Genomic DNA, 26,366 nt, shown 5'->3' with positions numbered 1-26,366 from the left:
TCCGGGTTCAGCCTGCGGACATTGCAGGTGTCTGGCGGCCATCGGCGCGCCTGTACGATGGTTCGCTCCAGTGCGTTGGAAGGTTACGTCGTCTGCTTCGCGATTCATCATTCAGTTGCGCCCGAGATAGTCGAGCAGATCGGCCGCCGCCGACGACGACCAGTCGGCCGCACCCGGGAGGTATCCGACGATCAGTCCTGAAGCCGAGATCAGATAGGTGATCGGCATGCCATACAGCGTGAACGGCGCAGGCCTGCCGCGACCGTCACCGGATTGCGCCACGTACCCGTTCGGATCGAGGCAGATCGGCAGCGACGTCAGCCGCAGCGAGCGCACGAAACGACCGACACTGTCGCGATCGCTGCGGTCTTCGGACACCGCAACGACGTGCAGGCGCTCGCGCCCGACGCTGCGCGCGAGCCGATCGAGCTCCGGCAGCTCGATGCGGCAGGCCGTACACCACGAGGCCCAGAAGTTCAGCACGATTGGCGCGCCGCGCAGCGCGGCCAGATCGAGCGTACCGCCGTCGAGGCGAAACAGCCGCAGCGCCGGCAGGCTCTGCTGCGGCCGCAGCAGCGTGAGCTGATGACGGCCGGCTGCGAAGGCCGGGACCTCGTCGTCAGCAGACCCTGCCGAAGCGGGGCCGGCGCCTGCCATGAGCGCCGTCAACACACCGCCGATCACCTCGCGCCGTGTCGCAACAATCATCCCGCCCGTTCCTCGACGGCGAGGGCGGGCGAGGACTGCGGAACGGCCGGCCGGAACGCGATGAAGAAAAACAGCGGATTGGGCAGCCAGTACAGCCATCCGATCGACGGCTCGCGCCGGCCGTCCGGAAGCTTCAGGTCGAGCCACACGTACAGGAACTTGTAGATGCAGAGTCCGGGGATCCAGTTCGGACGCAGATGGCACGTTCTCAGGCAGCGCCGCCGGATGTAGAAGTTGCCCTCGAACGGCGTGATGTCCCAGAGACCGACCGGCCCCTCGGCGATCACCTCGCCGCTCGGACGATGGGTAATGCGCACGATGCGCGGGCGCCTCACATGCAATTGGATACCTCCCGCCGGCGTGTCCTGATACTGCCATTCGACGGTACGATGGCGGACCAAGAAAGGTTACCAGGCCACGCGCAGCCGCGGCGAAGTCATGAGCACCGGCGCGGATCGCGGTCAGCGCAGCGCGTGCGTTCGAGTTGCCCGCTCACATCCAATTGACCGGTCGTGATCGATCCAGAGCGGCGGCCCCCGCTTGATTCATTCGATCGCGTCCGATTAGTTAGCCGCAACCAACAGAACGGCGGAAACACAGTTTCACGACCTCCCAAGGTTTGCACAAGGCTTCGTCGTACGATGTGCTCTTCCGGATGACGACTCTCCCCATCGCACAGGCCGGGCCGCTCTGAACCGCCGCGCTCAGCGCACCCGACCACCTCAGCTTTCCCCGCTGACGACCGCCGGTTCGGTCGGCCAGATCCTTTCAGCTGCATCCGACGCTCGTGCCGCCGGTGATCGATCCTGCGTGTCGATCAGGACCTGGCGCTGCGACGGCCAACTCAGGAGCGACGCCCCGCATGATCTCCGCCGAACACCTGACCCGCCAATACGGGTCATTCACCGCCGTCGACGACGTCTCCTTTGAGGTCGGCGACGGCGAGATCGTCGGCCTGCTCGGGCACAACGGCGCCGGCAAGACCACCATCATGAAGATGCTGACGGGCTATCTCGAGCCGACCGCCGGCACGGCGACCATTCATGGCCATGACATCGGCACGCAGCGCCGTCAGGCGCAGGCGCTGATCGGCTACCTGCCGGAAAATTGCCCGCTGTATCCGGAGATGACGGTGGTCGAATTCCTCGACTACGCCGCGGAGCTGAGAGGAATCCCGCCGGGCGCCCGGGCGCAGGCGCTGCGCGACGCCATCGCCGCCACCGGCCTTGGGGAAAAAGCCACCGCGCCGATCGCGAGCCTGTCGCGCGGCTACCGGCAGCGGACCGGCGTCGCGCAGGCGATCCTGCACAAGCCGAAGATCGTGATCCTCGACGAGCCGACCAACGGCCTCGATCCGTCGCAGATCGCCCAGATGCGTGGACTGATCAGGGATCTCGCAAAGACCGCCACGGTGATCCTGTCGACCCACATCCTGCAGGAGGTGCGCGCCGTGTGCGAGCGCGTGCTGTTGATCAACCGCGGCCGGCTGGCGCTCGACACCCGGATGAGCGATCTCGGCGGCCCTGGCCGGTTGCGTCTCGTCACCAGCGGGCCGCCAGAACTGGTCGAGCGGCTGGTCACGGGGCTCGGCCTGGTGAAGAGCGTGGAGCGGCTGACGGCCGCCGAGCCCGGCCATGCCTATGCGCTCAATCTCAATGGCCACGCGGCCAGCACCGTGGCGCCGGCCGTCGCCCGCGTGATCACCGACAACAAGCTGGATCTGTTCGCCCTGCATCCCGAACAGCGCGATCTCGAAACCCTGTTCGCCGACATCACCGGCGCCGGCGCGCCGACCCGTGAGGCCCTGCATGCATAACGTTCTTCGTATCGCTCGCAAGGAGCTGGCCGTCTTCTTCGCCTCGCCCGCGGCCTTCATCTTCATGGCGGCGTTCCTCGCGGTCACCCTGTTCCTGTTCTTCTGGGTCGACCGCTTCTTCGCCCGCAACATCGCCGACGTCCGGCCGCTGTTCGAATGGATGCCGGTGCTGATGATCTTCATCGTGTCGGCCGTCACGATGCGGATGTGGAGCGAGGAGCGGCGCGCCGGCACGCTGGAGTTCCTGCTGACCTCGCCGGTCGCGCCGCTGCAGCTGGTGCTCGGCAAGTTCCTCGCCTGCCTCGCTTTGGTCGCGATCGCGCTGGCGCTGACACTGCCGCTCCCGATCACGGTGTCCATGATCGGCCGGCTCGACTGGGGACCGGTGGTCGGCGGCTATCTCGCCGCGCTGGCCCTCGCCTCCGCCTACATCTCGATCGGCCTGTTCGTCAGCGCCCGCTCCGACAACCAGGTGATCAGCCTGATCGTCTCCACCCTGATCTGCGGCGCGTTCTACCTGCTCGGCTCCAACACGCTGACCTCGCTCACCGGCAACGAAGGCGGCGAGCTGTTGCGCCAGCTCGGGGCCGGCTCGCGCTTCGAGTCGATCGCCCGCGGCGTCATCGACCTGCGCGATCTCTATTACTATCTCAGCATCTTCGGCGTGTTCCTGGTGCTCAACCTCTATGTGCTGGAGAGCCTGCGCTGGTCGTCGCAGGGCCGCGCGCCGCAGCACCGGCGCTGGCGCATGGTGGCCGCGCTGACGGTGGCCAATCTCGTCGCCGTCAATCTGTGGCTCGGCCAGCTCCCCGCCGCGCGGGCCGATCTCACCGCCGGACACATCTATTCGATCTCGGACGAAACCCGGAGCTATCTCGGCCAGCTGCAGGAGCCGCTGCTGATCCGCGGCTATTTCAGCGCCCAGACCCACCCGCTGCTGGCGCCGCTGGTGCCGCGGCTGCGCGATCTGCTGAAGGAGTACGAGATCGCAGGACAAGGCAAGGTCCGGGTCGAGTTCGTCGATCCGATGCAGAACGCCGCGCTCGAGGCGGAGGCCAACAAGCAGTACGGCATCCAGCCGGTGCCGTTCCAGACGTCGAGCAAGTATCAGGCGTCGGTGACCAACTCCTACTTCAACATTCTCGTCAAATATGGCGATGAATATACGACGCTCGGCTTCCGCGACCTCATCGAGGTCAAGGAGCGCGGTGACGGCGACAGCGAGCTCGACGTCAATCTGCGCAATCCGGAATACACGATCACCCGCGCGATCAAGAAGGTGCTGAACGGCTATCGCGGCTCTGGCGACGTGCTGGCCGGCCTGCCGCACCCGGTGACGCTGGAGGCCTATATCTCGGCCAAGAACCTGCCCGAGCCGCTCGCCAAGCTGAAGACCGCGCTGCAGGAGCTGATCAAGGACGACCAGAGCAAGACGCCGGGCAAGCTCGACGCGAAGATCGTCGATCCCGACGCGGATGGCGGCCAGATCGCCAAGACCCTGCAGGACGATTACGGCCTCGAGCCGCTCTCGGTCGGCCTGCTCAATCCGAAGCGCTTCTGGTTCCATTTGATCCTGAAGAGCGGCGACAAGACCGAGCAGATCCAGCTGCCGGAGCAGCTCGACAAGGACGGCCTGAAGCGCAACATCGACGCCGAGCTGAAGCGCTTCACGCCCGGCGCGCTGCGGACCATCGCGCTGTACACGCCCCCGGCGCAGCAGCCGATGCCGCAGCTCGGCATCCCCGGCGGCGGCGGGCCATCGTTCGATCTGCTGCAGCAGAAGCTGCAGGAGAACACGCTCGTCGACGCCACCCAGCTGAAGGACGGCCGCGTCCCCGAGCGCGCCGACATCCTGTTCGTGGCCTCGCCGCAGCAGCTCGATCAGAAGCAGCTGTTCGCCGTCGATCAGTTCCTGATGAAGGGGGGCACCGTGATCGTCGCCACCTCGCCCTACCAGCCGTCGCTGCGCGGCAATCTCGATGTGGCCAAGACGCCGTCCGGCCTCGACGACTGGCTGGCGTTCCAGGGGGTGAAGGTCGGCGACAGCATGGTGCTCGATCGCCAGAACGCCTCATTCCCGATCCCGACCGAGCGCGACGTCGGCGGTGGCATCAAGGTGCGGCAGATCCGGCTGATGGACTACCCGTTCTTCGCCGACATCCGCAGCGACGGGCTGGCGCAGGGCGCGGCGCCCTCGGCCGGCACCCAGCAGCTGACGCTGTCCTGGGCCTCGCCGCTGACGATCGACGCCGACAAGGTCGGCAAGAAGCGGAAGATCGTCGATCTGATCCAGAGTTCGCCGCATTCCTGGACCGCCAAGACGACCAACGTCGTGCCGGACTTCAAGGCGCATCCCGACACCGGATTCCCTCCTGCCGAGAAGCAGGGGCGCCAGCTGCTCGGGGCCATGATGGAGGGCGAGTTCACGTCGTTCTTCGCCGGCAAGCCATCGCCTCTCGCCAAGGACGCGGCTCCGCCCAAACCCGACGCGAAGCCCGATGATGCGGCGAAGACGGCGGCTGCCGACGCCAAGCCCAGCATCACCGGCGTGATCTCCCGCTCGCCCGAGAGCGCGCGGCTGATCGTGATCGGCTCGGGCACGTTCCTGTCGGACGACGTGCTGCAGCTCGCCTCCAGCGTCGACCGCACGCAATATCTGGCACCGCTCGACTTCGCCCAGAACCTGGTCGACTGGTCGCTCGAGGACCGCGGGTTGCTGGCGCTGCGCAGCCGCGGCGGCCAGTTCTCGCGCACGCTCGCGCCGATGCAGAGCGGCGGCCAGATGTTCTGGGAATACCTGAACTATGCGCTCGCGCTCGCAGGGCTCGCACTCGTCTACATCGTGCGCCGCGTGCTGCGGCTCGGCGCCCAACGGAGATATCTCAACATGCTCGGCATAGCGGAGGCGCGGACATGAAAGGGCTTCCCATCCTGCTCACCGCGCTGCTGGGTGGCCAGCTCGCGCTGGCTCTCACCTTCGCGGTCAACCGCTCCGATCATGCCGCGTTCGACGCCAAGGAGCCGCTGGTCGGGTTCGCGCCGGCCAAGGTCGATCAGGTCGCGATCGACGACGACGCCGGCCACACCGTCACGCTCGCGCGGAAGGACGGCAAATGGGTGATCCCTGCGTTGTCGGACTTTCCCGCCGACACGACCAAGGTCAATGGCCTGCTCGACCGCATCGCCGGCCTGAAGAAGGGCTGGCCGATCGCGAAGACCGATGCCGCGGCCGAGCGCTTCAAGGTCACCGAAAAGGTTCATGAGCGCCGCGTGGTGCTGACGAGCGGCGGCAGCCGGGTCGGCGAGTTGCTGGTCGGGACCTCGCCGGCCTATCGCCAGGTGCATGTCCGGGCCGGCGATGCCTCTCCGGTCTACGCCGTCGAGCTGGCGACCTACGACATCGGCGCGGAGCCCAGCGCCTGGATGCAGCACGACATGCTGGACACGCCGCGCGACAAGATCGCCAGCGTGAGCGTCGGTGACGTCACCATCGATGGCAAGGACGGCAAGTTCACGCTGGCGGGGCTCGGCAAGGACGAGAAGCCGCGGCCCGACAAGATCGATGCCCTGGTCAGCGCGATGGCGCATCCTCTCTTCGATGGCGTACGCGGCAAGGGCAAGGCGGCGCTGACCCAGACCGACGCGCCCGACATCACCGTCACGCTGAAGCGGACCGATGGAAGCCAGCTCATCTATCGCTACAAGAAGGACGCCGGTGGCGGCTATCTGTTCACGCGTTCGGCGGAGGACTATCTCTTCCACGTGAGCGCCGACACCGCTGCGCCGATCGTGCTGGCCACGCGCGCGGCATTGATCGAGCCGCCGAAACCGGACAAGGCGCCGAACGCCAACAGCTCGGGCAACAAGAACTCGAACGACAAGAGCTCGGAAGACAAGGTTTCGGGCGCGAAGAGCCCGGACGACAACGCCGCAAAGGCCGAGACGGCAGGCGCCAAGGCAGATCAGGCGCCGGCGGCTGCAGCACTGCAGGCTGCTCCGACGTCATCCCATGGCGCCGATCAGGCCTCTCACGGCGGCGCCGAGCCGCCAAAGTCGCCCGGAGGCTAGGTCCTCACGACGCGCGTATCCGGCTTCGCCGCGAGACTGGAGCCGGATCCCGCGCCGGGTAGCCTATTGTCGCTCGGCCCCGATCAGCCGCTGAGGAAAGGTATGATCAGCCAAGCGCCTCAATCCTTGGCTGTGCCACCGATGATCGTCAGTCGTGGGGGATGAGATTTTTTTCTCGCTCGGCGGCCGGTCGTGTCGGCACCGGCGATGCACGAACGTCCTTGGATCAGCCGGATCGCAACGACCCGGCTCGAGCGTAACCAATGGACCGCCCGGTGAACGAACGACGCGGCCTGCACTTGGAAGGAAGGGACGTCTGCCATGGCAAAGCACAAGAACACGATCTGTCTGTGGTTCGACAAGGACGCAGAGGCCGCCGCGCGCTTCTACGCCGAACTGTTTCCGGACAGCGAAGTGACGGCGGTCCATCGCGCGCCGGGTGACTACCCTTCCGGCAAGGCCGGCGACGTGCTGACGGTGCAATTCACGGTGTGTGGCATCCCCTGTCTCGGCCTCAATGGCGGACCTGCGTTCACCCACAACGAATCCTTCTCGTTCCAGATCGCCACCGACGATCAAGCGGAGACGGACCGCTATTGGAGTGCCATTGTCGGCAATGGCGGCCAGGAAAGCCAATGCGGCTGGTGCAAGGACAAATGGGGCATCTCCTGGCAGATCACGCCGCGCGCGCTCACCGACGCGATGGCAGCCGGCGGAGCCGAGGCCAAGCGCGTGTTTGCCGCGATGATGACGATGAAGAAGATCGACGTCGCCGCCATCGAGGCAGCGCGGCGGGGATGACCCTCGCCAGCCGGAGCGCAGCATCGCCGCGCTCCGGCGTCACGGGCGCAGGCACCGCAGATGCAGGAATAGCGGCACGCGCAGCCAGCGCCGGCTGCTGTCGCGGGTGATAATTGCTTCGGGAATGGACGGCTCGCGCAGCGCCTCGATCAGGAATCCCTCCGCTTCCAGCGCTTCGAAATAGCTCTGCAGCGGGCGATGCGCGCTGTGGAAGGTCATGCTGAGCCCGTCGCGCTCGATTGCGTCGCTGAAGGTGTAGGAGTCCAGATAGCTGCCCTGGATGACGAAGGGCGCATCCGATGCCAGGCTCGCGAACCGCCCGGCCGAGTTGAGCGGGTGGACGATCGCCATGCAGAAGCGGCCGCCGCGCCTGAGAACCCGCGCAAGCTCGCGCACCGCGGCCGGCATCGCGTCAACGTCCTGCAGCGACATGAAGGCGATCGCGAGATCCGCGCATGCATCGGCCAGCGGCAGCGCGGCCGCGTCGGCACGCACGACGCCGATCGTGGGATCGGCCGCCCGGGCCGCGGCGATCAACGACGGCGATGCATCGACGCCGACCACTCTGTGCCCTTCGGAGGCGAGATGTCGCGACAGCCTGCCCTCGCCGCAGCCGATGTCGAGCGTGAGCGCACCGGGCGGCGGCAGCAAGCGGCTGAATTGCTCGCGATGGTGGCGCCAGAAGCTGTCGTGACCCGGCGCTCTCGCCCAGGCGAGCCACCGGCCGGCCTCTGCTTCCCACTGCTCGCGCAAATTCATCGCGGCCTCCTCGCCCGACCCTGCGGATTCAAGAGCCGCGCTTCTTAAACTGCTTCCTCGCCCAAGTCATCAGCGGCGCGGGTCGTTACCTGACGGGCATGCCCGTCCGTGTGCCGCTCGAGACCAACAGCGTCCTGTCCGATGTCGCCACAGCGCCGCACAGGCAGCCGTTCGACGCCAAAACAAATGCCACCGCCGGGGAACCATGGGATTGCCAGCAGATTGGTTCCATGACGCAATCCCCGCACCCGGAGTTATGTCATGACCATGAAGATTCTTACGATCACGCTCGCAGCCGCCGCGAGCACATTGATGGCCGCAGCCGCCTCCGCTGCCCCGCTCACGGCCGGCATATCGGTCCTCCCGGAGAGCAGCATCCAGCAGGTTCGCATGGTCTGCAACGAGAACGGCCGCTGCTGGCGCCAAGGCCGCGAACGCCGTGTCATCATCCGCGAAGACCGCGGCGCCTACGGCTATGGCCGGCACGAGCGGCGTGGCTATGAAGGACGTGACTATGAAGATCGTGGCGGCATCGGCATCCACGCGCCCGGCGTGAGCGTCGGAATCGGCCGATAACACGTCCGACGTCTGACTCATGCCAAGGCATCGTGATCAGGACTGCACATGATCTACAAATGAGCCAAGCGTCCGACGTTCGCATGTCGATGCAACGATGCTACGAACGTCGGATGAGCCGCAGGGCCAGACTCGCTCTCGCTTCAGGCGATGGCGGCGACCGGATCCTCACGGCAAATAATTTCGGCTGGACCTCGCTATTGCGCGCGCACACACCATATGTTGATGATCACCGCGCGTCCCCCGGCTGCCATCGGTGACTGAGAGCCATGCGCTCCCGCCGCAACCAGAAGGCGGACAGCATGTCGAAAACTTCGAACACCTCTTCGAATACCACCACGTCCGGTGCGCGCGTGGTTGGTGCGACCGCTCCTGGCGCCGCCATTCTTTGGGCTGCCGATCGTCGCCGCGATTCTGATCCGGTGGCCGCCGTTCGCAGTGGGGCGCTTGCGCCAGGTCACCCCGACAAGCCGTCCGAGCCGGCCAAGCGAGAGCGGTCATCGCTGCACGCGACGCTCGCCACCAGGGCGGAGAATGCGCTGGAGACGGCGGGCCTGATGCAGCAAGGCGGCGAGCGCGCTGCCGCGATCAGGAAGGCGACCATCCTCGCAAACGCCGCCGAGATACTCGGGCATTTCAACGGAAATGTCCGCTCGCGAACGAAGTGACGCTGGGGCGGCCTGCTCCTGCGTACCATTGTGCCCTCCGAGGGCGGCATCCGGTGCAAGGACATGTCAGCCAATGCTCGAGATCAACCTCACCACAGAGCCTCCTCACGGCACGGTCGTGGACCCCGACTTTCTGCTGACGGAAATCATCGGGCTGAAGCGCCTGCTTTCCGAGGCCGAGAGCAATGCCAAGACCCGGTCTGAGCAGGCCGAAATCGAGGCGAGAGAACGCGAGACGGCGAGCAGGCTGCAAAAGCTCATTCTCGAGGAGCTGCACCATCGCATCAAGAATACGCTCGCGACCGTCACCGCCATCGTCTCCCAGAGCCTCCGCAACGTGCCGGCGACCAAGGATGCACAGCATGCCATCTCCGGGCGGCTCCTGGCCCTCGGACGGGCACACGATCTCCTCCTGCAAGCGAAATTTTCCAGCGGCGACCTCCGCACGGTGATCCGTACGTCCGTCCAGGCGTTCGACACGCCCGACGACTCACGCTTTGCGATCACCGGACCCGACGTGCTGGTGACGCCGGATGCCGTCATCGCCCTCGCGATGACGCTCAACGAGCTATGCACGAACGCCCTGAAGTTCGGCGCGCTGTCCGTGCCGGAAGGACGCGTCGATCTGCTTTGGACCGTCGACCAACGCCGGGTCCGCTTCGCCTGGACCGAAAGACACGGCCCGGTCGTTCAACAGCCCGCCAGCCGAAGCTTCGGAACCCGGCTGATCGAAACGCTCGGCGTGCAGCTCGGCGGCGAGGTTCAGTTGACCTATGCGCCGTCAGGGCTCTCCTACACGTTCGATGCGCCGATCGCCGTTCTCGACTCTCCCGTGAGACCGCCGATGCACGCAACAGAAAGGGATCTCCGATGTCGCTGAGCCAATTTCGCGTCGATGAGCAGCCGCATACGATGGACGGATTGCGCCTGCTCGCCCAAGATGGCGCCGTCGGCGTCGAGGCCTTCGTCAGCCGCAAGGTGATGGACATCTGGGCCGAGTCGATCGAGCACACGGGCGGCCGGCAGAGCCTGTTTCGTGTCCAATACAATGCGCTGGGACAATTGAACCTTGCTGCGATCGAGCGGATCGTGAGCAGGAAATATCGGCGCGGCGCCGCATCCAACCGGCAGCATCCCTTCATCGAGGTGCTGTTCTCGGATATCGCCGACAGCGGTGAAACGCTCAATCTGAGCGAGCTGGTGCGAGAGCCGTTGCCGCCGTCATTCCATCGGCTTGCGTGAGACAGGCGGACGGCGCACCTCAGGTCTGACCGATCAGGGTGTGCGCGGACGCGGCGCAGATCTCCTCGAGGAAGTCGAGGAAGGCGCGGGCGCGCGAGGAGATCAGCTTGCGGCTCGGAAAGATCGCGGTCAGCTGGGCGGCGCGGGTGTCGAACGCGACCCCCCTGCCGATCTCGACCAGCCGGCCCTCGCCGAGCAACTCGACGCAATAGTGCTCCGGCAGAAAGGAAATGCCGGCGCCGTGGGCGACGGCCCGGCGCACCGCCAGCGGATTGTTGATGCGGGCGACATGCGCACCGACGTCGAAGCGGACGAGATGGCCGTGCTGCTTGATCATCAGGGTGCGATCGCCATAGCGCCGCTCGCAGATCATGAGATGGCGCTCCAGCGCGCGGACGTCCTCGCCGATGTCGTGCGCGGCGAGATAGGCGGGGCTGGTCACCCAGATCAGGCGGCCGCCGATCAGCACCTTCTGCGCCAGCTCGGAATTCTCCTGCACGCCGACCACGACCGCGATGTCGAAGCGGTCGGCCAGCATGTCGATCGCGCGCGTGGTTGCCTCGACATCGAGCTCGATGCGCGGATAGCGGCGGTGGAATTCGGCGAGCTGCGGCGCCAGGATCTCCTCGCAGAACGCCGGCGGCAGCGCCACCGAGAGCCGGCCGCTGGGCACGCCGACCAGCCCGGTCATGACCGCGTCGGCCTCCGAGACCTGATCCAGGATCTTCTGACATTGCTGGAAGAACAGCTCGCCCTCGCGGGTCACCCGGACGCGCCGCGAGTTGCGGTCGAACAGCCGGATGCCGAGATCCTGCTCAAGCCGGGCGACCGATTTGCTGACCGAGGATTTCGGCATGCCCAGGGACCGCGAGGCGCCGGTCATGCCGCCGGTCGCCACCACCGCATGGAACACAGGAATGTCCTCGATCCGCCATTTCATCCGAGAGCCGCTCGTTCATCGAGAGAAACGATCCGTGCACGTTAGCATGATTGTCTAGCAGGGGAAACTTCGTATGGTCCGTCCCGGCGCGGCCGCGAGTGACAGTCAGCGGCGGCCCATTCGCGGAGGGACACATGGCCCGGATCATCGGCGGCATCGGCGCATCGCACTCGCCCACCATCGGCTTCGCACGCGACACCAACAAGCAGAACGACCCGGCCTGGAAGCCGATCTTCGACGGCTTCGCGGTCGTGCGCGACTGGGTGAAGCAGAAGGACATCGACGTCCTGTTCATGGTCTACAATGATCACATCACCTCGTTCTTCTTCGATCACTACTCCGCCTTCGCGCTCGGCATTGACGACCGCTATGTCGCCGCCGACGAAGGCGGCGGACCGCGCGACGTGCCGCCGGCGAAGGGCCATCTCGGCCTGTCGCAGCACATCGCGATGGCGATGATGGCGGACGAGTTCGACATGTCGTTCTTCCAGGGCAAGCCGGTCGATCACGGCCTGCTGTCGCCGCTGTCGATGATGGGCGATGCCAGCGGCGCGTGGCCGGGCATGGTGGTGCCGCTGCAGGTCGGCGTGCTGCAGCTGCCGATTCCCAATGCGAAGCGGATGTGGAAGCTCGGCAAGACCCTGCGCAAGGCGATCGAGAGCTATCCGGAAGACCTGAAAGTGGCGATCTTCGCCACCGGCGGGCTGTCGCACCAGGTTCACGGCGAGCGCGCCGGCTTTCTCAACGAGGACTGGGACAACGAATTCCTCGATCTGCTGGAAAAGGACCCGGAGCGGCTCACTGCGATGCGGATCGCCGACTATGCGATCAAGGGCGGCATGGAAGGCGCCGAGGTGATCATGTGGCTGATCATGCGCGGCGCGCTGTCCGAGAACGTGAAGCTCGTGCACAGGCAGACCTACGCACCGTCGGTGACCAACATCGCTACCCTCGTGTTCGACGATCTCGGCGGCGCGCCCGACCCGCGGGAGGTCGCGGCCTATCGCGCGCATATCGGACATGAGCTCGCGGGCGCCGAGACGCTGGCTGGCACCTATCCCTTCACCCATGGCCGCAGCCAGGCCAATTTCCGCATCAACGACTTCCTGCACCGGCTCGTGATCCCCGCGCATCGCGCGAGATTCGTTGCGGAATTCGACGCGCTGGCGGACGAGCACGGTCTCACGGACGAGGAGCGCGACCTGATCCGCAACCGCCGCTGGATCGAGATGATCAGGCGGGGGGTCAGCTTCTTCGTGCTGGAGAAGATGGCGGCGGTGATCGGCGTCTCCAATCCGGAGGTCTACGCAGCCTTCCGCGGCGAGACGCTGGAAGCCTTTTTGAAGACCCGCAAGGTCCCGATGCGCTACTCCGTCGCCGGCGGCGCCAAGGCGGCCGCGATCGACGGACATTGATGGCGACGCAGCTCATGTCTGCGGCAGCTCGATCCCGCGCGCCTTGGCCCAGCGCTCCAGGACCTTGCGCTCGTCCGCGTTAGCGACGCGGTTGGCGAAGCCGCGGATCTGAACCGCGCGGTGCCGCGGGTTGAGCTCGATCGTCAGCAGCCGCTGCGTCTTGCCGGCGTGACGATAGCGCAGCGACCAGATCGAGGCGTGGCCGGCAATGCACTTGTCCGCGTAGCTCGCGACACAGTGATGCATCGCCCTGGACTCCGCGACGAGATCCTCGGCGGTCCGCAACTGCATGATGACATACGCGTCGCGCGTGGCCGAGCCCTCCGACGGGCTCCATGACCAGTCCGTCAGCGCGGCCCCCGGCCAATGCGCTGGCTCCGCGGTCCGTGCCGCCATGCGGCCACGGGCGATCTCGGCCCGCCGGCGCGCCGCCTCGATGCGCGCGATCACCGCGAGATCACGATGCCATGCGTTCATCAGCCGGCGCAGCGCGGCCAGCGAGCGGCCCTTGAGGCTGAACTGGCGCTCGCGCCGGCGACGATGCGCGATGTAGTCGCAGAGATCGTCGATCTCCTCGCCCGTCGTCGGATGTGCGCAGAAGAACTGCGCCGCCTCGCGCCAGAACGCGATCTCGCCGCGCGGCGTCCGCGCAATCCTGGACCGGGCGATCCGCAACACGATCGCCGGATCGCTCGTGTAGGACCGCGCGATCGCCTGCCATATCGCCTCGTCGAAGCCGACCTGCCCGAGCGGATGGAGAAAGGCGTGAACCTCCTTGCGCGACAGCCAAGCCGAGGCGCCTGCCTTGTACAGCGAGCCGCCGCCGGCGACCGCGATGTACCAGCGCTTGCGCAGGATCGTCTCGTCGCGGCCGAGCCCGCCGTCATCGATCCAGATCAGCTCCAGGTGCTGGGCCAACGAATAGCGGCCAAACAGATGACGCGCAGCCGCCAGCCGCAGCCGCGCGGCGTCGCGCGTCTTCAACTGGGGCTTCCAGCCTTCTGGATCGCGAATGATGTCAGCCTCGAAGCCGCGCCGCGCCTCGCGGATCGCATTGTGCAGATCCGGCGGCGAACGCGTCGGCCGCACCGCGCGGCGCAGCGTCAGCTGATAGGCTTCAACCCGCGCGCGCTCGGCCTCCCCCCGGCGCGCCATCAATGACTGTGCCATGGTCGTTCAACATGATGGAGTGACTGTCAGCCGAACGCACTGCGGGCGTCGGCACGGATCGTGTCGCGCACAGTGGACTTGACATGGCTGGTGGCCTCTCGCGTTGAACGCTTTGGGTATTGAAACGGGCGACGCTCATACATCCGAACTGCAGATATGCAAGCCGTCGCGCGCCGCTCTTCAGCGCAGGCATGTCACGAGGCATCAGCGGCGGGGCACGCCAACGCTATATTCTTTCAGCCGCACATCATCACGAAGCGCGGCGCTGTTAGTTGCAAATGATTCTATTCGCCGACGAGCAGGATGCAGCGCCCAATCAGGCATGCGGCAGAACGTCGCACGCGCCCAACGAATATTTCTCCTCCGCCAGACAGAAACAAACAGACTGGAAAGCCGGCCCGCTGCCCGTTCGATGACGACTTTGCAGCGGCCGACGGCCCGATTGTGTAACTACAAAGCTCCTCACGTCACGACATGCACCATCCCGACGACCTGCATCGAAGCGATACAGGCGAACGCAGATGCATTGCCGACCAGGATTGTCATGCCGCGACAGCAGTAAAGTGTGAGGAGACGATCGAATGGCCACCAACTTCAATGCGACTGCGCTCGCCAACGGCACGTCCAACCTGCTCACGCGAGCGAGTGCGCTCAATCTGTCGACCGATCTGGTTCAAGCCGGCGTCGTCTTCGACGACGCCGTTCGCATCTCGCTCGGCCTCTATTCCGGCAGTCAAGGCAGCGGCAATTCGAACACCTTCCTGTCGAACTACACCACTGACATCCATGCGGTGCAGAACGATATCGCGGCCATCCTGGCCAACCCGAACGACGTGACGATCGGTGGCGAGACGTTTGCGCTGAACTCCACAGACATCGCCGCGCTGACCAACGTCCAGACCCAGCTCGGCACGCTGCTGACCGCGGCCGCGCAGACCACGAATGCGACGACATTGTCGGCGGCGTCGCAGACCATCCACGCGTTGCAGACCGAGATCCTGTCGGAGATCAACAACGACGCGCATCTGTCGGCGGCACTCAACAACGTCACCTTCACCGCCAATACCGGCGCGACCGACGTTGCGTTCCAGAACCTGCCGGCAGGCGCAGACGATCCGACCACGCTCGCGGCCGCGACGGCCGGCACCAGCCTGAAGGTGGTCGGCGAGGTCTTCAATGCCGCAGTGAGCGTCATCTCCGGCGGCATCAACGCGACCAATCTGACCCAAGTGACCAACGACCTGACGGCGGTGCAATCGGGCCTCACGGCCATCCTCGCCAACGCGACCCTGCTCGCGCAGATCGAAGCCGGAGAAACCACCAACGCGGCAGCCGCCACGACGCTTCACCTCCAGACGGTGCTGAATCAGGTCACACTGCAGCTCGAGAAATACGATGCCGCCGCCGCGACCGGAAACACCACCGCGCTGCGGGGCACGGCGGACAATCTGCTCGACATCATCGACATCGTCCAGAACGACGCCGCTTTGAACGTCGCGGCCGGCGGTAACGGCAATCCGGGCCACACCGGCGGCTTCGCCGAGGATCCGGGCGGCCTCACCGGCACGGTCACGCGGTTCCAAGACAATCAGGCGCAAACCAATTTCTGGGCCACCTTCGTCGCCGAGGCGAACACGATCAACGCGCAACTGATGGCGATCGTGAACGGCAGCGGTACGGCCAGCCAGGCGCTGATCACGCAGATCGAGAACTACAACAATTTCGGCGCCAGCTTCGATGCCGCCCAGGGCGCCGTGTTCCAGGGCCGTTTCGACAACGAGCTCAACAATGGCACGCTGCAGGCGGACTCCGCCACCGCCATCAAAGGACTGCAGGGCATCCTGAACGGGGATACCGGCGCGGCGCTCACTTCGGACCTCGCGATGCTGACGGCTGCCGGTGAGGGCTTCGTCGCCGACGCGAACGACGTCAGCGGCAACAACATCGCGATCGGCGGGGCGACCTATGTCGGATCGGCAACGACGGTCTCCAAGGCGACATCGGTCGCCGGCCTCGCCCAGGGGACGACGAAGGTCACGGCCACGCCGAACATCGCAAACGGCACCGGCGGTACCAGCACGTCCACGGCCGCGACATCGAGCGGCGGAACCACGACGAAGACCGGGACGACGACCGCGACCAACGCCACCGGCAATACGACATCGACGACCACCAAGACGACCACTCAAGGCTCTTCGCACCATCACCACAACAACACGACGGCCGCCGCCCACAACTCGACCTCCACCCACACGACGGCAGCGGCGCATTCTTCGACCGTCGTCGATCATCACCACCACGCACTGCACCACATCTGGGGCTGATATAGCCGACCGCGCACACCGGACATCAGTCACCGGTCCACGGTAGCTGTCGCGCAGGAAGTCGAGCTCCGCGCCCGCGAGCTGCGCGAGGTTGACCTCGACCTTGTCGCCGAAGCGCAACTGCTCCATGAGCGGAGCGAGGTGCGGCAAGGCCGCCGCCATCGTCAGGATGGTCGGACGTTCGATCTGCAGCTTCATGGTTTGCACCTCGATGCCGTCCGACTCACGACGACACTCTCGTCGGCGGGCGCATCGCCGCTTCCGCCTTCGCCAGCAGCAGACGGTTCGCGGCGAGCGAGAACTCCTGCCAGGCGGCGGCGATGTCGCGCAGGATCGTCTGCAGATAATCCTTCGACGGCTTGTGCTCGAACGGAAAGTTCGACAACGCGCAGGAGGTGCGGTTGAACGCTATGGCATCGTCGAGCAGCGACTGCATGACATCGCGAAACGGCTTCTGGATCTCGGGCATCAGGGCGGAGCGACCGCGTTCGACGGCGACGTCGCGCATGTCGAAGGTCAGTGCGTCCAGCACCTGCAGCGCCGCAGCGAACACCTGCTCGGTGGCCCCGAGAAGAGCGAGCTGCGTCAGTTGTTCGCGCTGCTGCGCGGCGAGGCTGCGGTTGAGCCGCTGCCGATAGTCGTCGAACGCGGCATCACGCTGCGCGGCGACCCAGGCGCCGAACCAGGCGAGGCTCGCTGCGTTGCCCGACAGCCCGTCGCCGATCGCCGCGGCCGGGCGCGGCCCGGCGGTCTCGCCGATCACCCGGGCCATCGCGCGCTCGATGCGCCTGGCGGCGTTCAGGGCACCTTCGAGATAGCCGGCCGCGTGGCTTGCGGTTTCGGCGCCACCGAGATGCAGCCGCCCGTCCCACAGCGCCCGCCGCAGCATCGGATTGGCGATCTCGCTGTGCTCGCCGCGCGGCGTGGTGCGATCCAGTGCGCTGCAGGTGAAGCGCTCGGCCGCCCAGTCCTGATAGTGCTGCTCACCGCCTTCCAGCGCGGAGCCGAACAGTTGCACCATCTGGCTGTCCATCAGCAACGGCAGCCCGACGCTGAAGGTCGCGCGCAGATCGGGCGGGAACGCAAGGAAGCCGCCGAGCGCAGCGCGGTCGCCGCCCGCATCGCAGGCATCGAAGATCTCGCCGATCACGGCCTGCTCGTGGCTGACGAATGCATTGCCGGACCGGCCCTGGTCGCGCCAATGCGCCTGGTCGTAGGCGATCACGACCTTGGCCTGTGCCGCCATCCAGGTCTCGGCGCCACGCATCGCCTCGAAGGTCGCGTCGTCCAACGCGGGAAAGAAGCCGACGTGGTCGATCAGCAGCCGCGGCGGCAGCGCGAGCACGGCGCGCCTGGCCTCGATCGCGACCGATTCCGTTGCTGTGGCGAAGATCAGCCGCACATGCGTGCCGCAATCGACGATACGCATCAGCTCATGGCCGAGATGGATGAAGGGCTGCGGCAGATCGCGCGCCAGCGCCTCGATCAATTTCGTCATGCCGCCGGAGAGCCGACGCGCGCCCTGGTGGACCGGCGGCCCGCTGATCTGCTCGGCCGGCTTGTCCGCCTCTTCCAGATGAAGGACCGTGCCGTCATCGTGCTGGGCAAAGTCGGACAGGCCGAGCTCCGCGACCAGGCCGGCGAGCAGCGGCTGGGTGTCCGGCCAGAACCAGGTCGGGCCGAGGTCAAGCGCAAGCCCCGCCTTGCTCCTGGCCGACAGCACCCGTCCGCCCAGGCGATGTCGGGCTTCGAACAAAGCGAACGTGCTGCGGCGCTGCTGCAGGCTGCGCGCGAGTGCCATTCCGCACAATCCACCTCCGACAATGGCCGTTTCGAGCATGGCAGGACCTCGGCTGATGCGTTGCGATCGCGTCTCGACCGCGTCCTGCAAAAAGCTTGCAAATTTTCGCAGGCGCGCGGGTGTGCGTTTCCAAACATTGCTTGATTTTCGCACCGGCTTGGCTCACGCCATCACGATGAGCGATGATCGCGAGATCCTGGCCGCCAATGCGGCCTTCTATGCCGCCTTCACGGACGGTGATTTCGCGGCGCTCGTCGCCCTCTGGGCCGATCGCGACGGCATCTCCTGCATTCATCCCGGCTGGCCGGCGATCGTCGGCCGCGCCGCCGTGATCGGCAGCTGGCGCGACATCCTCGCCAACCCGGGTCGGCCGAACATCGTCTGCGCGGATCCGCACGCGATCGTCGACGGCGATCATGGTCACGTGCTCTGCATCGAGCTGGTGGACGGCGCGGCGCTCGCCGCAGCCAATCACTTCGCGCGCATCGACGGCGCCTGGCGGATGATCCACCACCAATCCAGCCCGATCGCGCAGCTCGCAACGCCGGAAGACGACGCCGACGGCCATCGCCTCCACTGACCGCCGCATCTGGCACGAAACTTGATGTGTCCTCCCTGACCGGCAGCAATGTCGGAGATTGTTGATTTTCGTCGCGTCGGATTCGGACCGGATGTCCGTCTCCACGCAAGGCGATCTGCGACGGCTGCGACCAGCAATGTGCAGATGCCGACGGGAGACAGGGGATGGCACGCGTTCTGACCGCCTATCTAAAACGCAGCGATGTGCCGACGCGCACAGCGTTGCAGCACGCCATCGATCTCACGCTCGGCCAGGCGCGGGGAGCACGGGGATGAACATCACGGCTCCGCTACAGCCGACCGCGATTCACGCCGTTCCCGCCGAGCTCTGCGGCTGCGGCTTCCGCTTGCTGATGATTCGGCAGTTCAACGTCGGTGCCGTGCCGCCGGCGTTCGCCATCATCGATCAGCGCGTCATGCGGATGCCGCAACGGCTCGGCCGCCACGGCGTGTCGTTTGCCGCGACGTTCCTGCCCGAGGTGATGGCGTGGCTGATCGATCACCTCGGCCGTCCGTCGCTGCATGACGAGACCGGCCGCTCCTATCGCAATCCGCGCTGGCCGGTGGTGTGCTGGCATGACCAGGAACGCTATTGGCCGAGCGGCGCCGTCACGGTCGAGTGGTTCGCCGAGGTCGCCTTCCAGGATCACGCCTCTTGGATGGCGTTCCGTACCCATTGGCATGACGACCTGATGGGCCGGAATGGCGACGTTGACGCATCCGGTGGAGAAACCGATGCGTGCGAGCGGGACGCGGCGGGAAAGGAATTTGCCGACGACGCGTTGCAGCGAGCATGATTTGCCAAAGTCGCGCGACAGCATGACCGGACCTTGTCCGCGCAATCCTGCCGCGTGATAGTCGAGTGGCCACAGCAGCTGCGGAGGTTCTCATGCGCTACGTCTCGTGGTTTGGAGGCTGGCTCGGTCATTTGCTGCCGCAAGGGCGTGCTGACGGCCGTCTCAAAGCGCACGACATCCTCACCCGGCGCCGCCCGGCCGCCGAGTTGTCCAACGAGGACCTGTTCTACATCGCGATGCTCGGCCCTCACATCTGAGTGGGACCAGATCCCTCGCCCATCACGCCGCCCATCGGCAGCCTCCCGCCTCGATACGACACGAGTCCGACATGACTGACATTGCGCGCTTCCGCGACTTCGTCGCCGATACGGCACGCCTCGTCGCAAGCACGACAAAAGAGCCAGAGCTGCTCGCCGCGCTCGCACCGAAACTGAAGGAGCTGGTCGCGCATGACGACTGGCTGCCTCAGGCCTTTGCGGTCGCCGACGGCGGCCGCTACCGACAATATCTGCTGTATGCCGATCCGCTCGATCGGTTCTCCATCGTGAGCTTCGTGTGGGGCCCCGGCCAGGGCACGCCGGTGCACGACCATCGCGTCTGGGGCCTCGTCGGCGTGCTGCGCGGCGAGGAACTCTCGGTCAGCTATGCGCGGCAGCCGGACGGCACGTTGCGCGCGGCTGCGCCGGAGCGGCTGCGGGCTGGACAAACGGCCGCGGTATCGCCACACATTGGCGACATCCACGCGATCTCCAACGGTCTGGCGGACCGCTCCTCGATCAGCATCCACGTCTATGACGGCAATATCGGCCGCATCCGCCGCGCGGTGTACGATGCGGAGACCGGCGCCGCCCGAGACTTCATTTCCGGATATTCGAATGACACCGTCCCCAACCTCTGGCCCGACCGCACCGCCGCCTGACGGTTTCCGCATCATCACACCGACCGAGCTGCGGCGGCGCTGGCGCGCCGGCGAGGAGGTGGCGCTGCTCGACGTCCGCGAGGAAGGGCCCTATTCGCTGTCGCACCCGTTCTTCGCGGTGTCGCTGCCGCTGTCGCAGATCGAACTGCGCATCCTCGATCTCGTGCCACGTCTGAATGTACCCGTCGTCGTTTATGATGACGGCGAAGGCTATGCCGCCCGCGCGGTGCCGCGCATTCATGCACTGGGCTACACCGACGTCGCGATGCTCGCTGGCGGGCTGTCGGGCTATGCGCGGCATGGCGAGGTGTTCCGCGACGTCAATGTGCCGAGCAAGGCGTTCGGCGAACTGGTCGAGGCCATCCGGCACACGCCGTCGCTGTCGGCCGACGAAGCCAAGGCGCTGATCGAGCGCGAAGCGAATCTGGTCGTGCTCGATGCCCGCCGCTTCGAGGAATACCGCACCATGAGCATTCCGCGCGGGGTCAGCGTCCCCGGCGGCGAACTGGCGTTTCGGGCACGCGAGATCGCGCCGTCGCCCGACACCACGATCATCGTCAACTGCGCCGGACGCACGCGCTCGATCATCGGCACGCAGTCGCTGATCAATGCCGGGCTGCCGAACAAGATCTATGCGTTGCGCAACGGCACCATCGGCTGGACCCTTGCCGGCCATCAGGTCGAGCGCGGCAGGACCGCGCGCATGCTGGAGCGGCCAGGGGCGAGCTACGCGACCGCGCTGGCGGATGCCAAGGCCTGGGCCGAGCGCGTCGGCGTCGGCGTGCTCGATACCGCGACCTTCGCGCGCTATCAGGCCGAGGCTGGGACGCGCACGCTGTATTGCCTCGACGTTCGCACGCCCGAGGACTATGCCGCCGGCCATCCGGCTGGCTTCGCGTCGGCGCCGGGCGGCCAGTTGGTGCAGGCGACCGACGAGTGGGTCGGCGTGCGCGGCGCCCGCCTGGTGCTGTTCGACGATGACGGCGTGCGCGCGCGCATGACGGCGTCATGGCTGAAGCAGATGGGCTGGGACGTGGCGGTCGTGGGACCGGATGTCGTTGGAACGACCGAAACCGGAATCCGCGCCGCACGCCGACCGCCGCTGCCGCAGCTTGGCGACGCGGCAATCAGCGCCGAGCAACTCGCGGCCGATGCGGCGGCGTGGACCATCGTCGATCTCACGCGCAGTCCGAGCTACAAGGCCGGACACATTCCGGGCGCACATTTCGTGCTGGCGTCGCGCTTTTCATCGGATCTCGTCAAGCTGCCAGGCGATGGTCCGATCGTGCTGACAAGTGACGACGGCGCCGAGGCGGCCTTTGCGCTTGCGGATGCACGTGCCGCAACGACGCGTGAGCTCCGCGCGCTCACCGCTGGTACGCGCGCCTGGACGGCTGCCGGCCATGTGCTGGAGAGCGATCGGTCCTCATGGATATCGCCTGCCGACGACGTCTACAAGCGTCCCTATGAGGGCACCGACAACGCCGCGGAAGCGATGCAGGCCTATATCGACTGGGAGCTGCAGCTCGTCGCCCAGCTCGCCAACGACAGCGTGTCGAATTTCCACGTGGTATAGGTCGGCGACGGACTCGACCTCGTCATTCCGGGGCGCGCGCCGCGCGAGCCCGGAATCCATTTCACCGGGGGGCATGAGGACAGATGGATTCCGGGCTCGCGCGACGCGCGCCCCGGAATGACGATGGTGGATGCCGAAGAGCCCCGGCTAAGACGCCCTGTCAGAGAATGTGCGGCGTATAGCGCTCAGCGGCGCTGGTTGTAGACGTCGATGCAGACGGCACCGAGCAGCACCAGGCCCTTGATGACCTGCTGATAGTCGATGCCGATGCCGAGGATGGACATGCCGTTGTTCATCACGCCCATGATCATGGCGCCGATGACAGCGCCGCCGACCCGTCCGACGCCGCCATAGGCCGAGGCGCCGCCGATGAAGCACGCCGCGATGACGTCGAGCTCGAAGCCGAGGCCGGCCTTCGGCGTCGCGGTGTTGAGCCGGGCGGCGAAGATCAGGCCGGCCAGCGCGGCCAGCACGCCCATGTTGACGAAGGTCATGAACACCAGCCGCTCGGTCTTGATACCCGACAGCTTGGCCGCCTTGGCGTTGCCGCCGACCGCATAGATCTGCCGGCCGATCACCGTGCGGCGCGTCATGAAGCCGTACAGCGCGATCAGCGCGGTCATGATGACCAGCACGTTGGGCAGGCCGCGATGCGAGGCGATCAGGTAGGTAAAATACATCAATGCGCCGGCCAGCACGACGTTCTTGGCGGCGAAGAAGCCGAACGGCTCGACCTCGATGCCGTGCTCCACTTCGCGCGCGCGGCCCTTGACGCTGGCATAGACCAGAATGAGCGTCAGCACCGCGCCGATCGCGAGCGACGTGGGATAAAGGTGCGCCGCGCTCGGCATGAACTCAGGGATGAAGCCGGACGACAGCTTCTGGAACGTGCCCGGGAACGGCCCGACCGACTGCCCCTGCAGCAGCGCCAGCGCCAGACCCTTGAACACGAGCATGCCGGCCAAGGTGACGATGAACGAGGGAATGCCGAAATAGGCCACCCAATAGCCCTGCGCGGCGCCGATCGCGGCGCCGACGATCAGGCAGGCGATGATCGCGAGCGGGAAGTCGACGTGATAGCGCACCATCAGCACGGCGGCGACCGCGCCGACGAAGCCCGCGACCGAGCCGACCGACAAATCGATGTGCCCGGTCACGATCACCAGCAGCATGCCCAGCGCCATGATGACGATATAGCTGTTCTGCAGCACCAGGTTGGTGAGGTTGAGCGGCTGCAGCAGGGTGCCGTCGGTCATGAACTGGAAGAACAGCATGATCACGAACAGCGACAGCAGCATGCCGTAGCTGCGCAGATTGTTCTTCAGGAAGCCGCTATGCGACTTCTCCTCCGGGAGCGAAACCGTCTTGTCGGTCATTGCTGGCGTCCTCCCGACCGCTTACGCGGCCGTCTCCTGGTTCTTGATGGTTTCGTTACGCATGATGGCGCGCATGATCTTTTCCTGCGTCGCCTCCGGCCCGGCGAACTCGCCGACGAAGGCGCCGTCATTCATCACGCAGATGCGGTCGCAGATTCCGAGCAGCTCCGGCATCTCCGATGAGATCACGACAACACCCCGGCCGGCATCCGCGAGCTCCTGGATGATACAGTAAATCTCATACTTTGCGCCAACGTCGATGCCCCGCGTCGGCTCGTCAAGGATCAAGACCTTGGGATCGGTCATCAGCCATTTCGACAGCACGACCTTCTGCTGGTTGCCGCCGGAGAGCTGGCCGGCCTCCTGATAGACGTCGGAGCAGCGGATGCGCATCCGGCCGCGGTAGCCGGACGCCGCCTTGAGCTCGGCGATGTCGTCGATCACGCCGTTCGGCGCGACCTGAGATAGGCTCGCCAGGGTGATGTTCTTGCGCACGTCGTCGGCCAGGATCAGGCCGAGCTGCTTGCGGTCCTCGGTGACATAGGCGAGGCCGGCATCGATGGCCGCCGGTACGCTGTTGAGATTGACGTCGTGGCCTTCGAGGCGAGCGCGGCCCGTGATGTTGACGCCCCACGAGCGGCCGAACAGGCTCATGGCGAATTCGGTGCGTCCCGCGCCCATCAGGCCGGCGATGCCGACGATCTCGCCGCGGCGCACCTGGAAGTTGACGTTCTTGATCACTTGGCGGTCGGAATGCTGCGGGTGGTAGACCGACCAGTTCTCGACCGTGAACACGGGCTCGCCGATCTTGGGCTGCCGCTCGGGGAAGCGGTGCGCCATGTCGCGATTGACCATGCTCTTGATGATGCGGTCCTCCAGGACCGGCTCGGCGCGGCAGTCGATGCTGTCGACGCTGCGGCCATCGCGCAGCACCGTGATGCGATCGGCGACGCGGGCGACCTCGTTCAGCTTGTGCGTGATCAGGATCGAGGAGATGCCCTGCTCGCGGAAGGTGACGAGGCGGTCGAGCAGCGCCTGGCTGTCGGCCTCGTTCAGGCTCGCGGTCGGCTCGTCGAGAATCAAGAGCTTGACGCGCTTGGACAGCGCCTTGGCGATCTCGACCAATTGCTGCTTGCCGACGCCGAGATCGGTGATCAGCGTATCCGGCGATTCCTTCAGGCCGACCTGGGCCAGCAGTTGCTGGGTACGCCGGTAGACCTCGTCGCGATCGATGACGCCGAAGCGCTGCGGCGCATGCGACAGGAAGATGTTCTCGGCGATCGACATCAGCGGGATCAGCGCGAGCTCCTGGTGGATGATGATAATGCCGAGCGCCTCGGAATCGTTGATGTCGCGGAAGCGCCGCTCCTCGCCCTCGAAGATGATCTGGCCCTCATAGCGGCCATAGGGATAGACGCCGCTCAGCACCTTCATCAAGGTCGACTTGCCGGCGCCATTCTCGCCGACCAGGGCGTGGATCTCGCCCGCCTCGACCGTGAAGCTGACGTCGCGGAGCGCCTGCACGCCCACGAAGCTCTTGCTGACGCCGCGCATCTCGAGGATTGCCGTCATCGCCCTGTTTCCCGCAACACTTGAGCCGCCCTAAACGAGAGTAGCCGGCGAGCGCATGGCCGCGCTCGCCGGCCGGTTGAGATCACTCGACCTGCGACTTCTTGTAATAGCCGCTGCCGATCAGAACCTTCTCCCAGTTGCTCTTGTCGACGACGACCGGCTTGAGCAGATAGGCCGGGACGACCTTGACGCCGTTGTTGTAGGTCTTGGTGTCGTTGACCTGCACCTGCTTGCCGCTCAGCGCAGCATCGACCATGTCGGCGGTCACCTTGGCGAGGTCGCGGGTGTCCTTGAAGATGGTCGAGTACTGATCGCCGCGCAGGATCGCCTTGACGGACGGCACTTCGGCGTCCTGGCCGGAGATGACCGGCATCGGCTGGTTGCCGCTGCCATAGCCGACGCCCTTCAGGGACGAGATGATGCCGATCGAGAGGCCGTCATAGGGCGACAGCACCGCGTCGACACGCTTGTTGCCGTAATAGGCGCTGAGCAGGTTGTCCATGCGGGCCTGGGCGGTGGCGCCGTCCCAGCGCAGGGTCGCGACCTTGTCCATGCCCTTCTGACCGGACGCCACCACGAGCTTGCCGGAGTCGAGATAGGGCTGCAGCACCGACATCGCGCCGTTGTAGAAGAAGTAGGCGTTGTTGTCGTCCGGAGAGCCGCCGAACAGCTCGATGTTGAACGGGCCCTTGCCGTCCTTCAGGCCGAGCTTGTCGACGATCGACTGCGCCTGCAGCACGCCGACCTGGAAATTGTCGAAGGTCGCGTAGTAGTCGACATTCGGCGTGTCGCGGATCAGGCGGTCATAGGCGATCACGGTGACGCCCTTCTCCTTGGCCTGCTTCAGCGCGTCGGACAGCGTGGTGCCGTCGATCGCCGCGATGACCAGCACCTTGGCGCCCTTGGTGACCATGTTCTCGACCTGCGAGAGCTGGTTCGGGATGTCGTCCTCGGCATATTGCAGGTCGGTGTTGTAGCCGCGCTCCTTCAGCACCTTGACCATGTTGTTGCCGTCGTCGATCCAGCGCGCCGACGACTTGGTCGGCATCGCGATGCCGATCGTCGGCTTGCTCTGGGCCATTGCAGCGCCGGACAGCGCCACGGCGCCGAGGCCGGCCAGCGCGGCGGCCATGATGGTCTTGAAATTCAGCATGCTTCACTCCCTCTAAGATTTTCAGATTTGAACTAGGAATACGCGATTGCGTATCTTGATACCAGATGGCTGTTAGGCTGAACGACGCTCGACTCGATTGTTCCTC

24 protein-coding genes are annotated in these 26,366 nt (G+C 65.9%); 15 read left to right on the top strand and 9 right to left on the bottom strand.

Features of this window, described 5'->3' with window-relative positions; translation table 11 throughout:
• Positions 1–111: 111 nt before the first annotated feature.
• Both ACQR1E_RS14815 and ACQR1E_RS14810 read right to left on the bottom strand, forming a co-directional pair.
• Entirely contained in the window at positions 112–708 is a 597-nt protein-coding gene (locus tag ACQR1E_RS14815) for a TlpA disulfide reductase family protein (protein WP_316167702.1), read from the bottom strand.
• Entirely contained in the window at positions 705–1,109 is a 405-nt protein-coding gene (locus tag ACQR1E_RS14810) for a hypothetical protein (RefSeq protein ID WP_315718230.1), read from the bottom strand. Before ACQR1E_RS14810 ends, ACQR1E_RS14815 begins: the two co-directional genes overlap by 4 nt.
• Before the next feature lie 461 nt (positions 1,110–1,570).
• Between ACQR1E_RS14810 and ACQR1E_RS14805 the strand changes: the two genes are divergently transcribed.
• The 4 genes from ACQR1E_RS14805 to ACQR1E_RS14790 all read left to right on the top strand — a co-directional run bounded on the left by ACQR1E_RS14805 (position 1,571) and on the right by ACQR1E_RS14790 (position 7,393).
• Positions 1,571–2,524: an ABC transporter ATP-binding protein gene (locus ACQR1E_RS14805; protein WP_315827029.1), complete on the top strand. Its 954-nt coding sequence runs from the start codon at positions 1,571–1,573 to the stop codon at positions 2,522–2,524.
• Positions 2,517–5,441, top strand: a complete 2,925-nt coding sequence (locus ACQR1E_RS14800; RefSeq protein WP_434897219.1) for a Gldg family protein — start codon at positions 2,517–2,519, stop codon at positions 5,439–5,441. Before ACQR1E_RS14805 ends, ACQR1E_RS14800 begins: the two co-directional genes overlap by 8 nt.
• Positions 5,438–6,592, top strand: a complete 1,155-nt coding sequence (locus ACQR1E_RS14795) for a DUF4340 domain-containing protein (RefSeq protein ID WP_434897218.1) — start codon at positions 5,438–5,440, stop codon at positions 6,590–6,592. The genes ACQR1E_RS14800 and ACQR1E_RS14795 overlap by 4 nt, the downstream gene beginning before the upstream one ends.
• Before the next feature lie 321 nt (positions 6,593–6,913).
• Positions 6,914–7,393 (top strand): VOC family protein, encoded by a 480-nt coding sequence (locus ACQR1E_RS14790; RefSeq protein ID WP_315718226.1) that lies wholly within the window; start codon positions 6,914–6,916, stop codon positions 7,391–7,393.
• Between the two features lie 39 nt (positions 7,394–7,432).
• On the opposite strand, the gene ACQR1E_RS14785 is transcribed toward ACQR1E_RS14790, so the two are convergent.
• Positions 7,433–8,152 (bottom strand): class I SAM-dependent methyltransferase, encoded by a 720-nt coding sequence (locus ACQR1E_RS14785; RefSeq protein ID WP_315718225.1) that lies wholly within the window; start codon positions 8,150–8,152, stop codon positions 7,433–7,435.
• A gap of 267 nt (positions 8,153–8,419) precedes the next feature.
• Here ACQR1E_RS14785 and ACQR1E_RS14780 point away from each other — a divergent pair, with 267 nt between their 5' ends.
• From ACQR1E_RS14780 to ACQR1E_RS14765, 4 genes are all read left to right on the top strand, one after another.
• A complete protein-coding gene (locus tag ACQR1E_RS14780; RefSeq protein WP_316171619.1) occupies positions 8,420–8,728 on the top strand; it encodes a hypothetical protein in 309 nt (102 codons plus the stop codon).
• Between the two features lie 269 nt (positions 8,729–8,997).
• Positions 8,998–9,396, top strand: coding sequence for a hypothetical protein (locus tag ACQR1E_RS14775; protein WP_316192156.1), 399 nt, complete (start codon positions 8,998–9,000; stop codon positions 9,394–9,396).
• A 73-nt stretch (positions 9,397–9,469) separates the two neighbouring features.
• Positions 9,470–10,276, top strand: a complete 807-nt coding sequence (locus ACQR1E_RS14770; RefSeq protein WP_434897217.1) for a sensor histidine kinase — start codon at positions 9,470–9,472, stop codon at positions 10,274–10,276.
• Entirely contained in the window at positions 10,267–10,638 is a 372-nt protein-coding gene (locus ACQR1E_RS14765; protein WP_315750346.1) for a signal transduction histidine kinase, read from the top strand. The genes ACQR1E_RS14770 and ACQR1E_RS14765 overlap by 10 nt, the downstream gene beginning before the upstream one ends.
• Before the next feature lie 19 nt (positions 10,639–10,657).
• Here ACQR1E_RS14765 and ACQR1E_RS14760 read toward each other — a convergent pair whose 3' ends face one another.
• The gene (locus ACQR1E_RS14760; protein WP_315750345.1) at positions 10,658–11,578 is read right to left on the bottom strand and encodes a LysR family transcriptional regulator; all 921 of its coding nucleotides are present in this window, start codon (positions 11,576–11,578) and stop codon (positions 10,658–10,660) included.
• Positions 11,579–11,712: 134 nt separating this feature from the next.
• On the opposite strand from ACQR1E_RS14760, the gene ACQR1E_RS14755 reads away from it, so the two are divergent.
• Positions 11,713–12,993 carry a gallate dioxygenase gene (locus tag ACQR1E_RS14755; protein ID WP_434897216.1) on the top strand — a complete coding sequence of 427 codons (1,281 nt, stop codon included), beginning with the start codon at positions 11,713–11,715 and terminating at the stop codon, positions 12,991–12,993.
• 12 nt (positions 12,994–13,005) lie between these two features.
• On the opposite strand, the gene ACQR1E_RS14750 is transcribed toward ACQR1E_RS14755, so the two are convergent.
• Positions 13,006–14,163: a PcfJ domain-containing protein gene (locus ACQR1E_RS14750; RefSeq protein WP_434897215.1), complete on the bottom strand. Its 1,158-nt coding sequence runs from the start codon at positions 14,161–14,163 to the stop codon at positions 13,006–13,008.
• Between the two features lie 581 nt (positions 14,164–14,744).
• On the opposite strand from ACQR1E_RS14750, the gene ACQR1E_RS14745 reads away from it, so the two are divergent.
• Entirely contained in the window at positions 14,745–16,487 is a 1,743-nt protein-coding gene (locus ACQR1E_RS14745) for a hypothetical protein (protein ID WP_434842896.1), read from the top strand.
• Between the two features lie 223 nt (positions 16,488–16,710).
• Here ACQR1E_RS14745 and ACQR1E_RS14740 read toward each other — a convergent pair whose 3' ends face one another.
• A complete protein-coding gene (locus ACQR1E_RS14740) occupies positions 16,711–18,327 on the bottom strand; it encodes a flavin monoamine oxidase family protein (protein ID WP_434897214.1) in 1,617 nt (538 codons plus the stop codon).
• A 136-nt stretch (positions 18,328–18,463) separates the two neighbouring features.
• Between ACQR1E_RS14740 and ACQR1E_RS14735 the strand changes: the two genes are divergently transcribed.
• From ACQR1E_RS14735 to ACQR1E_RS14715, 5 genes are all read left to right on the top strand, one after another.
• Complete coding sequence (locus ACQR1E_RS14735; RefSeq protein ID WP_315718215.1) at positions 18,464–18,868, top strand: nuclear transport factor 2 family protein; 405 nt, start codon at positions 18,464–18,466, stop codon at positions 18,866–18,868.
• A gap of 277 nt (positions 18,869–19,145) precedes the next feature.
• A complete protein-coding gene (locus tag ACQR1E_RS14730; RefSeq protein WP_315718256.1) occupies positions 19,146–19,664 on the top strand; it encodes a hypothetical protein in 519 nt (172 codons plus the stop codon).
• 92 nt (positions 19,665–19,756) lie between these two features.
• Positions 19,757–19,921 carry a hypothetical protein gene (locus ACQR1E_RS14725; protein WP_434897213.1) on the top strand — a complete coding sequence of 55 codons (165 nt, stop codon included), beginning with the start codon at positions 19,757–19,759 and terminating at the stop codon, positions 19,919–19,921.
• A gap of 71 nt (positions 19,922–19,992) precedes the next feature.
• The gene (locus tag ACQR1E_RS14720; protein ID WP_434897212.1) at positions 19,993–20,583 is read left to right on the top strand and encodes a cysteine dioxygenase; all 591 of its coding nucleotides are present in this window, start codon (positions 19,993–19,995) and stop codon (positions 20,581–20,583) included.
• Positions 20,540–22,159 (top strand): rhodanese-like domain-containing protein, encoded by a 1,620-nt coding sequence (locus ACQR1E_RS14715; RefSeq protein ID WP_434897211.1) that lies wholly within the window; start codon positions 20,540–20,542, stop codon positions 22,157–22,159. The genes ACQR1E_RS14720 and ACQR1E_RS14715 overlap by 44 nt, the downstream gene beginning before the upstream one ends.
• A 185-nt stretch (positions 22,160–22,344) precedes the next feature.
• On the opposite strand, the gene mmsB is transcribed toward ACQR1E_RS14715, so the two are convergent.
• From mmsB to chvE, 3 genes are all read right to left on the bottom strand, one after another.
• Positions 22,345–23,535 carry a multiple monosaccharide ABC transporter permease gene (mmsB, locus tag ACQR1E_RS14710; protein ID WP_315750338.1) on the bottom strand — a complete coding sequence of 397 codons (1,191 nt, stop codon included), beginning with the start codon at positions 23,533–23,535 and terminating at the stop codon, positions 22,345–22,347.
• 21 nt (positions 23,536–23,556) lie between these two features.
• Positions 23,557–25,107, bottom strand: a complete 1,551-nt coding sequence (gene mmsA / locus ACQR1E_RS14705) for a multiple monosaccharide ABC transporter ATP-binding protein (protein ID WP_315750337.1) — start codon at positions 25,105–25,107, stop codon at positions 23,557–23,559.
• 82 nt (positions 25,108–25,189) lie between these two features.
• Positions 25,190–26,260 (bottom strand): multiple monosaccharide ABC transporter substrate-binding protein, encoded by a 1,071-nt coding sequence (gene chvE / locus ACQR1E_RS14700; RefSeq protein WP_315750336.1) that lies wholly within the window; start codon positions 26,258–26,260, stop codon positions 25,190–25,192.
• Between the last annotated feature and the right edge of the window lie 106 nt (positions 26,261–26,366).

It is taken from the genome of Bradyrhizobium sp. HKCCYLRH1030 (genome assembly GCF_051168395.1).
GTDB lineage: Bacteria > Pseudomonadota > Alphaproteobacteria > Rhizobiales > Xanthobacteraceae > Bradyrhizobium.
This window is presented reverse-complemented; position numbering and strand designations above follow the sequence as displayed.

Bases quoted from the DNA above. Each gene is read 5' to 3' on its own strand.
- ACQR1E_RS14815 (WP_316167702.1), bottom strand. From the start codon at position 708: ATGATTGTTGCGACACGGCGCGAGGTGATCGGCGGTGTGTTGACGGCG.
- ACQR1E_RS14805 (WP_315827029.1), top strand. From the start codon at position 1,571: ATGATCTCCGCCGAACACCTGACCCGCCAATACGGGTCATTCACCGCC.
- ACQR1E_RS14800 (WP_434897219.1), top strand. From the start codon at position 2,517: ATGCATAACGTTCTTCGTATCGCTCGCAAGGAGCTGGCCGTCTTCTTC.
- ACQR1E_RS14795 (WP_434897218.1), top strand. From the start codon at position 5,438: ATGAAAGGGCTTCCCATCCTGCTCACCGCGCTGCTGGGTGGCCAGCTC.
- ACQR1E_RS14790 (WP_315718226.1), top strand. From the start codon at position 6,914: ATGGCAAAGCACAAGAACACGATCTGTCTGTGGTTCGACAAGGACGCA.
- ACQR1E_RS14785 (WP_315718225.1), bottom strand. From the start codon at position 8,152: ATGAATTTGCGCGAGCAGTGGGAAGCAGAGGCCGGCCGGTGGCTCGCC.
- ACQR1E_RS14780 (WP_316171619.1), top strand. From the start codon at position 8,420: ATGAAGATTCTTACGATCACGCTCGCAGCCGCCGCGAGCACATTGATG.
- ACQR1E_RS14775 (WP_316192156.1), top strand. From the start codon at position 8,998: ATGCGCTCCCGCCGCAACCAGAAGGCGGACAGCATGTCGAAAACTTCG.
- ACQR1E_RS14770 (WP_434897217.1), top strand. From the start codon at position 9,470: ATGCTCGAGATCAACCTCACCACAGAGCCTCCTCACGGCACGGTCGTG.
- ACQR1E_RS14765 (WP_315750346.1), top strand. From the start codon at position 10,267: ATGTCGCTGAGCCAATTTCGCGTCGATGAGCAGCCGCATACGATGGAC.
- ACQR1E_RS14760 (WP_315750345.1), bottom strand. From the start codon at position 11,578: ATGAAATGGCGGATCGAGGACATTCCTGTGTTCCATGCGGTGGTGGCG.
- ACQR1E_RS14755 (WP_434897216.1), top strand. From the start codon at position 11,713: ATGGCCCGGATCATCGGCGGCATCGGCGCATCGCACTCGCCCACCATC.
- ACQR1E_RS14750 (WP_434897215.1), bottom strand. From the start codon at position 14,163: ATGGCACAGTCATTGATGGCGCGCCGGGGGGAGGCCGAGCGCGCGCGG.
- ACQR1E_RS14745 (WP_434842896.1), top strand. From the start codon at position 14,745: ATGGCCACCAACTTCAATGCGACTGCGCTCGCCAACGGCACGTCCAAC.
- ACQR1E_RS14740 (WP_434897214.1), bottom strand. From the start codon at position 18,327: ATGCTCGAAACGGCCATTGTCGGAGGTGGATTGTGCGGAATGGCACTC.
- ACQR1E_RS14735 (WP_315718215.1), top strand. From the start codon at position 18,464: ATGAGCGATGATCGCGAGATCCTGGCCGCCAATGCGGCCTTCTATGCC.
- ACQR1E_RS14725 (WP_434897213.1), top strand. From the start codon at position 19,757: ATGCGCTACGTCTCGTGGTTTGGAGGCTGGCTCGGTCATTTGCTGCCG.
- ACQR1E_RS14720 (WP_434897212.1), top strand. From the start codon at position 19,993: ATGACTGACATTGCGCGCTTCCGCGACTTCGTCGCCGATACGGCACGC.
- ACQR1E_RS14715 (WP_434897211.1), top strand. From the start codon at position 20,540: ATGACACCGTCCCCAACCTCTGGCCCGACCGCACCGCCGCCTGACGGT.
- mmsB (WP_315750338.1), bottom strand. From the start codon at position 23,535: ATGACCGACAAGACGGTTTCGCTCCCGGAGGAGAAGTCGCATAGCGGC.
- mmsA (WP_315750337.1), bottom strand. From the start codon at position 25,107: ATGACGGCAATCCTCGAGATGCGCGGCGTCAGCAAGAGCTTCGTGGGC.
- chvE (WP_315750336.1), bottom strand. From the start codon at position 26,260: ATGCTGAATTTCAAGACCATCATGGCCGCCGCGCTGGCCGGCCTCGGC.